The sequence below is a fragment of the Candidatus Endomicrobiellum cubanum genome, from assembly GCF_031278955.1.
In the GTDB taxonomy this organism is placed as follows: Bacteria; Elusimicrobiota; Endomicrobiia; order Endomicrobiales; family Endomicrobiaceae; genus Endomicrobiellum; species Endomicrobiellum cubanum.
Genome location: NZ_JAITJM010000025.1, coordinates 20,323 through 27,631, shown reverse-complemented (window position 1 = coordinate 27,631; position 7,309 = coordinate 20,323). Strand labels below are relative to the sequence as shown.

General features: G+C 30.5%; 6 protein-coding genes. 2 read left to right on the top strand and 4 right to left on the bottom strand.

Annotated features, from left to right (window positions below):
* Positions 1 to 293 (top strand): hypothetical protein (locus LBD57_RS02615; RefSeq protein WP_373469789.1); only part of this gene is annotated, 293 nt, incomplete at its 5' end.
* A 35-nt stretch (positions 294 to 328) separates the two neighbouring features.
* Here LBD57_RS02615 and LBD57_RS02610 read toward each other — a convergent pair.
* From LBD57_RS02610 to LBD57_RS02595, 4 genes are all read right to left on the bottom strand, one after another.
* Positions 329 to 1,462 carry an ATP-binding protein gene (locus LBD57_RS02610; RefSeq protein ID WP_373469788.1) on the bottom strand — a complete coding sequence of 378 codons (1,134 nt, stop codon included), beginning with the start codon at positions 1,460 to 1,462 and terminating at the stop codon, positions 329 to 331.
* A gap of 109 nt (positions 1,463 to 1,571) precedes the next feature.
* A complete protein-coding gene (locus LBD57_RS02605) occupies positions 1,572 to 2,723 on the bottom strand; it encodes an aminotransferase class I/II-fold pyridoxal phosphate-dependent enzyme (protein ID WP_373469787.1) in 1,152 nt (383 codons plus the stop codon).
* Positions 2,716 to 3,819 carry a beta-ketoacyl synthase gene (locus tag LBD57_RS02600; protein ID WP_373469786.1) on the bottom strand — a complete coding sequence of 368 codons (1,104 nt, stop codon included), beginning with the start codon at positions 3,817 to 3,819 and terminating at the stop codon, positions 2,716 to 2,718. Before LBD57_RS02600 ends, LBD57_RS02605 begins: the two co-directional genes overlap by 8 nt.
* Positions 3,820 to 3,821: 2 nt before the next feature.
* Positions 3,822 to 4,523, bottom strand: a complete 702-nt coding sequence (locus LBD57_RS02595) for an SDR family oxidoreductase (protein ID WP_373469785.1) — start codon at positions 4,521 to 4,523, stop codon at positions 3,822 to 3,824.
* Positions 4,524 to 4,654: 131 nt separating this feature from the next.
* On the opposite strand from LBD57_RS02595, the gene LBD57_RS02590 reads away from it, so the two are divergent.
* Positions 4,655 to 7,303: a valine--tRNA ligase gene (locus tag LBD57_RS02590; RefSeq protein WP_373469784.1), complete on the top strand. Its 2,649-nt coding sequence runs from the start codon at positions 4,655 to 4,657 to the stop codon at positions 7,301 to 7,303.
* The last annotated feature ends 6 nt before the right edge of the window (positions 7,304 to 7,309 follow it).

The window sequence follows — 7,309 nt, the reverse complement described above, 5'->3', positions numbered from 1 at the left end:
TTAAGGAATATGAAGGAGATATAGAAGTTAAATATTTCACAAAGGGAATGAAAGCAATAGAATATATAAATTCAATAGAAGACAAGAGCAAAGTATTTTTAATAGTTGATTATGAATTAGGGAAACAGACAATAAATGGGATAAACGTAATAGAAAAAACAAGCATGTATGACAGACATATTCTTGTGACAAATCAATATTTATGTGATATGAAAAACTTTAATGAGAAAGCACAGTTTTTAAAAATGTTTCCTAAATCGTATTTGAATGATATTACTATAAATGTTAAGTAGCCATATATATTAAGATTTTAGAATTTAATTATAACTTATATAAGGAATTCAAACCAGTTTCCTTTGTTGATGCATTTGATATCTGATAGAGCATGATTTGAAATAAATTTTTTTGGTTGTTTTATTTTATATTTGCTGTATTTAAACTCATATCCTTCCATGGTACCGTTATATTCTTCTATATAATCTATTTCTTCTCCTGTAAAGGTTCTATAAAAAAATTGATTAACTCTTTTTTGAAGATTATTATTCAGTTTTTTACGTTCAACAATACAAAAGTTTTCCCATAGAGCTCCTATGTCAGTTCTAAGGTTTAAAGGGGTAAAAGTTTGTATAAGAGCATTCCTTATACCTAAGTCATAAAAGAAAATCTTAATAGATTTGGATATTTCTTTACGCGGATTTTTTGAGAAAGAACGCAACTTAAAAATTATAAAACATTTTTCTAGTAAATCTATATATTTTGAGACAGTTGAATGACTCATGCCAAGCCTTTGTCCTATTTCAGAATAAGAAACCTCTTTACCAATTTGTAATGCTAGTAGTTGTAAAAGTTCTAATAGTTTATTTGAATTTTTAAGTTTTTCAAAAGTTAAAACATCTTTGTATAAGTAATTACCTGCCATTATTGACAAGCTTTCTTGAGCTAAACTTTCTGAGATTCCCAAAATACTAGGATATGCTCCGGTAAGTAACATTTCGTTAAGTTTGCCTATAGTTTCTGTAAAACCGAAATTATTTTTAATCTCTTTTACAGAAAAAGGATACAATATAAATGGGACAGATCTTCCAGTTAGTGGTGCTCCTACTTGATTTATTAAGTCAAAACTTGAAGAACCGCTTGCAATTACACATATGTTCGGAAAAACGTCATGAATTATTTTTAATGTTAGGCCTATGTTATTTATATTTTGAGCTTCATCTAATACTACAAGTTCTTTATTATCTAAAGCCATGCACAATAAATTTTTGCTAGTAGTTTCGAATGCAGTTTTTACTTCAAGTGACTCACAATTAAAGTATGCAGTCTTTTTTGTTGTAGAATATTTTTTTAGAATTTGTTTACAAAGAGTGGTTTTCCCTACCTGACGCGCTCCATAAATTAATACTATTTTATCTTTAAATAACCATTTTTCAATAATATCTTGTAATTCTCTTTTTAAAAGCACTTGTCCTCCTTAAGTTAAATCTGACAAATATATTGGCAGATTTATAACGAAATCAGCCAATATAATAGCTATTTATATATAATTTTTGATATTTAGTCAATTTTAACTGTTATTTTAATGAATTTATTAAAAGATCTATGTCTTTAACACTATGCCCGGAAGTTAAAGATACTCGTATCCTTGCTTTATCTTTTGGAACAGTTGGCGGTTTAATCGAAGGAGCGTAAATATTATTTTTTAAAAGTTGAGATGATAGTTTTTCCGCTTCTTCAATTGTTCCTGTTATGATTGGTATTATTTGAGATTCAGACTTACCAATGTCAAGCCCTAAATCTTTTAATTTATTTTTCAAAATTTTTGAAATATTATAAAGATGAGCTCTAGCGTTATCACTTTCTTTTATAATTTTTAAAGATTCTATGGTCATAGCTGCTAAAAATGGCGAAATTGCAGTTGTGTATATAAAAGCTCTGCTCTTGTTTATTAAAAAATCTATCAGCGTTTTGGATCCGCACACAAAACCGCCCTGTAGCGCAAAAGCTTTTGAAAGAGTGCCTATAGCAATGTCTATTTTATCTGCAACTCCAAAACTGTTAGCAAGACCTTTCCCTTGATCCCCAAAAATGCCTGTAGAGTGAGCTTCGTCTATCGTGCTTATAGCTTCATATTGTTGGCAAAGGTTTACAAATTCATCCATTGGAGTAATGTCACCGTCCATCGAGAATAAAGATTCAGTAACTACTAGTTTGAATTTATAATTTCTAGTTCTTTTAAGAACTTTTTCAAGAGAGTTCATATCGCAATGTTGGTAAACAAAGATTCTAACTCCTGATAGTTTTGCTCCGTCCCATAATGAAGCATGATTTAATTTATCCATTATTATGCAGGCATCTTTTTGATATGACATTAAAGCGCTTATAACGCCTAAATTTGTTTGATATCCGCTTGGATATACAAGGCATGCCTGTTTGCTTTTAAATAAAGCCAAATTTTCTTCTAATTTTTTGTGTATTAAAGTGTTTCCGGACACAAGCCGTGATGAAGTGGCTGACAAACCATATTTTTCAATAATACACAAAGCTTTTTTTTCTAATATTTTGTTGCCAGCCAGATCTAAATAATTGTTAGACGAAAAATTGATTAACTCTTTGCCTTGAATTTTTATTTTAGACGTCGGAGAGCAATCTATGTCTTTTAAAAATCTTTTAAGTCCATCATTTTCTATATCTAATATTTTTTCTGATAAAAATTTGTTAAGCATATTGTCCACATTTATGTTTTTTTAAAAATAAGGCGCAAGATTGGCCTCCAAACCCAAAAGATAAAATAAGACTTGAATTAATAATTTTTGTTTTTGGTTTGTTTGGGGTATAATCCAAATTTAAGTTTATGTCTGTTTGTTTAAAATTTAAAGTAGGGGGGACAATATTATTTTTCATAGCAAGTAAAGAAAATGCTGTTCCAGCAAGAGCAGACACGCTTAGCATGTGTCCAGTAGATGCTTTTGTAGAACTTAAAGAAATTTTGTCTACATTATTAAAAGACTCAAAAACAGCTTTACTCTCATTATAATCATTCAATTTTGTTGCTGTTCCGTGCATATGTATATAGTCTGGAGTATGTCCGGATACAGCTTTTTTAATTATTTGCTTCATTTTTAAGTGAGATCCTATAGATAAAGTATTGTCAGAATATATACCATTTGAAAAACTTTCAATTTCAGCATATATTTTACGATTGTTCTTAACGGCATCTTCCAATCTTTCAATTACAACAAAACAAGCTCCTTCGCCAATTGCAAATCCGTCTCTATCTTTGTCAAAAGGACTAGGTATATGTTTTGTTAAGACACCCATATTTTTAAACCCTGCTATGTATAGCGGGTGTATAGAAGTTTCGCTGCAACCGCAAATAACAGTGTCGCAATTTCCATTTTCTATAATTTTGCAACCTTGTATAATTGTTAAAGTTCCTGTAGCGCATGCTGCAGACATACAGGAAGTTTCATTAAAATGAAAAGTTTTGCTTAATTCTTTTAGTAAAGAATATTCAAAAGGCTTATTAAATAGATTTGTTTTACTTTCGCCTAAACAAAACCCTATTTTTTTGTTGTGGAAAGAATTTGCAATGTTCGCGTCTTCAAGTGCTTCTCTGATAGCTAATATTGCCATTTTATACTGTTTTTGACTGTCTGCTACATTGAAATTATCCAAAATAGCAATAGGCACATCTAATTTTTTACTGTAGAAGATATTATGCTTGCAATTTATTAGTTGCTTCCAATTTTCTTCTTTACCTATGCCTAGAGGTGAAACTATGCCTACTCCCGTGATTACTGGTTTAATGTCAGTATACATTTTTATATCAATCTTGAATCGAAATTAAAGACCTGTCCAGATACAGTTTTAAGTTCTGATAAAAAAACTATAAAATCAGTAAATTCTTTAATATCTGTTGTTGTGTTTAAGACGCTTTCTTTTTTTACTTCTTCCATATAAGTATTGCTTGCATTGCTGCCCATGTTTGTAAGATGAAATCCAGGTAAAACAGCATTTGCTGTTATTCCGGAACGTCCAGCTTCTCTCGAGAGACTTTTTGTAAAAGCAATAAGGCCAGCTTTTGAGGCAGAATAATTTGCATCTCCCATAAAATGCTTAAACGCGCATATAGATGCTATATTTATGATAGAGCCATTTTTTTGTTTACTCATAACTTTTAAAACTTCTTTTGTTGTATAAAACGTGCCTGTCAGATTGGTATTTATAACAGAAAGCCATTTATCGTTATCCATCTTCAATATTGTTGAAGGGCTAGAAATTCCTGCATTATTTATAAGACACGTAATGTGTCCATATTCTTTTATACTATTTGTTACTAGTTTTTGTACGTCATCATAAATAGTTATGTCTGCTTCTATAAACTTAGAGTTTTTAATACTGTAGTCTGGTTTATCATTTTTATAACAACCATATATGTTCCATCCAGCTTTTGAAAAAGCAATTGCCAAATGTTTCCCAATACCTTTTGAAATACCTGTTATTAGTACTGTTTTGTTATTCATAAAACCTCTTTAAAAAAAGATTATACAAAAAATACACCTAAGATGTTTTTTTGATATAATTTAAGAATAGTTTTTATACTTAAATTACTGATATGTCATATAAATAAAATTAAGTTAAAGAGGTTTTTGTTATGGAGATGGAGAAAGTTTATAGCTTTAAAAAAGTTGAGGGAAAATGGAGCGAATATTGGGTAAAAAATAAAATATTTTCAGCAAAAGTGGATAAAAACAAAAAACCTTTTACTATAGTTATTCCTCCTGCAAATATTACAGGCTCATTACATATGGGACATGCTTTAAATACTACTTTGCAGGATATTATAATAAGATTTAAAAAACTTCAAGGATACAATCCTTTATGGGTGCCTGGTACTGACCATGGTGGTATCGCTACACAAACTGTAGTTGAGAAGTTGTTGAAAAAAGAAGGTATAAATAAATACGATTTAGGTCGTGAAAAGTTTTTAGAAAAAATGTGGCAGTGGAGGAATGAAACAGGTGATACAATATTAAGCCAACTTAAAATGATGGGTTGTGGTTTAGATTGGAATAGAGTTGCTTTCACCATGGACGAAAGCCGTTCTAAAGCTGTAAAAAAAGCTTTTATAGAACTTTTTAATAAAGGCTTAATATATAGAGGAAAAAGACTTGTCAATTGGTGCACAAGATGTGGTACAGCGCTTTCAGATATAGAAGTTGAGTACGATGATGAAAAAAGTAGTCTGTGGCATATTAAGTACCCACTAAAAGATTCTAACGACTATATTGTTATAGCAACAACTAGGCCAGAGACAATGTTCGGTGATACTGCTGTTGCAGTAAACCCTAGTGATGACAGATATAAAAAACTTTTAGGTAAAACTGTGATATTACCTTTAGTAAATAGAGAGATTAAAATAATTTCAGATTACAGTATAGATAAATCGTTTGGTACAGGTGCTCTTAAAGTAACGCCTTCTTGTGATGCTGTGGACAATGAAATTGCAAGAAGGAATAATCTTGAAGTTATAGATGTAATAGATATTAATGGAAATTTGATAAATGTTCCAGAAGGTTATAAAAATTTAAGTGTAAAAGAAGCTAGGGAAAAAGTAGTTAAAGAGCTAGAAGAAAATGGATATTTAGTAAAGGTGGAAGATTATTCTCATAAAGTTGGTAAGTGTTATAGATGTTCTACAACAATAGAACCTTTAATGTCAGAACAGTGGTTTTTAAATGTTAGTGAAATGTCTAAAAAAGCGATAGAAGCAGTAAATGAAGAAAAAACTGTCTTTCACCCAGAATCTTGGAAAAGACCTTATACTCTATGGCTTGAAAATTTGAGAGATTGGTGCATAAGCCGCCAATTATGGTGGGGACACCGAATACCAGTATATTATTGCGTGGATGAAAAAGGTAATAAGACTAATTGTAAACCAATAGCTTCGTTTGAAAAGCCAACACATTGTAATTGTTGCAATGGGACAAACTTTGTTCAAGACGAAGATGTATTGGACACTTGGTTTTCTTCTGCTTTGTGGCCAATGAGTGTTTTTGGTTGGCAAGACGATCAGAACAATGAAGAACTAAAATACTTTTACCCAACTTCAGTTTTATCTACAGGACATGAAATTATATATTTGTGGGTGGCTAGAATGGTGCAATTTGGGTTAGAATTTATGAAAGACGTGCCATATAAAGATGTGTTCATTCACGGTATTGTAAGAGACAAGCATGGCAAAAAAATGTCTAAATCTTTAGGGAATGTAGTTGATCCTCGTGAAATCATGAGTAAATATGGAACGGATGCTTTAAGATTTGCTTTAGCAAGTGCTGCTGCATCTGGTAGAGATATGCAAATCTCAGAAGAGTCGTTTTTGTCAGCAAGAAATTTTGCAAACAAAATATGGAATGCTTCAAGATTTATAATAATGAATTTGGAAGGAATTGAAAATTTAGAAAAGGATTTAAGAACTGTAGAACTTTCAGACAAGTGGATTTTAGCAGAACTTTATGAGATGTCTTTAAAAGTAAAAAAAGCTTATGAGTCCTATAATATAGATACTGCTTCAAGAGAACTTTACGACTTTTTTTGGACAAAATATTGTGACTGGTACATTGAACTTTCTAAAATACGCATGACGTCTGAAAATATACAAGTAAGAAAACAGGTTCTTAGCATATTAGTATATGTTCTTAAAAATGTGTTGCAATTATTGTCGCCTGTTATGCCGTTTATAACTTCAGAAATATGGCAAATATTAGGAGAGCAAAAGATAATTGCAGAAAGCGAACTTTTAAATGAGCAAAAAGAAAATGATAATAGCAGTATTGATAAAATGAAATCTCTGCAAGAAATAATTATTTCTTTAAGAACTATTAGAAGCGAGATGAATATTTCTCCAGCTTGCCAAATAGAGGCATTGTTTAATGTGTTAGATGAAAACAAAGAAAAAGTTGTAAAAGAAAATGAAAGTTATATAAAGCACCTTGCAAAAATAAGTTCAATAACTTTTGCAAAAAATATAGCAAGACCAAAAAATTCTGCTATTGCTATTACCAACGGTTTTGAAATATTTTTACCTCTAGAAGGCCTTATAGACATAGAGAAAGAAAGACAGAGACTTTCTAAAGAATTAGCCCTTGCAAAACAAGAAATAGAAAGAGTTAATATAAAATTGCAAAATGACAATTTTATAAAAAGAGCGCCAAGCTCAGAAGTGGAAAAGATCAAATCTAAACTCAATGAAGCAAATGTAAAATTAGAAAAAATAAATGAAAATTTAAAATCTTTAGGATAAAAATAT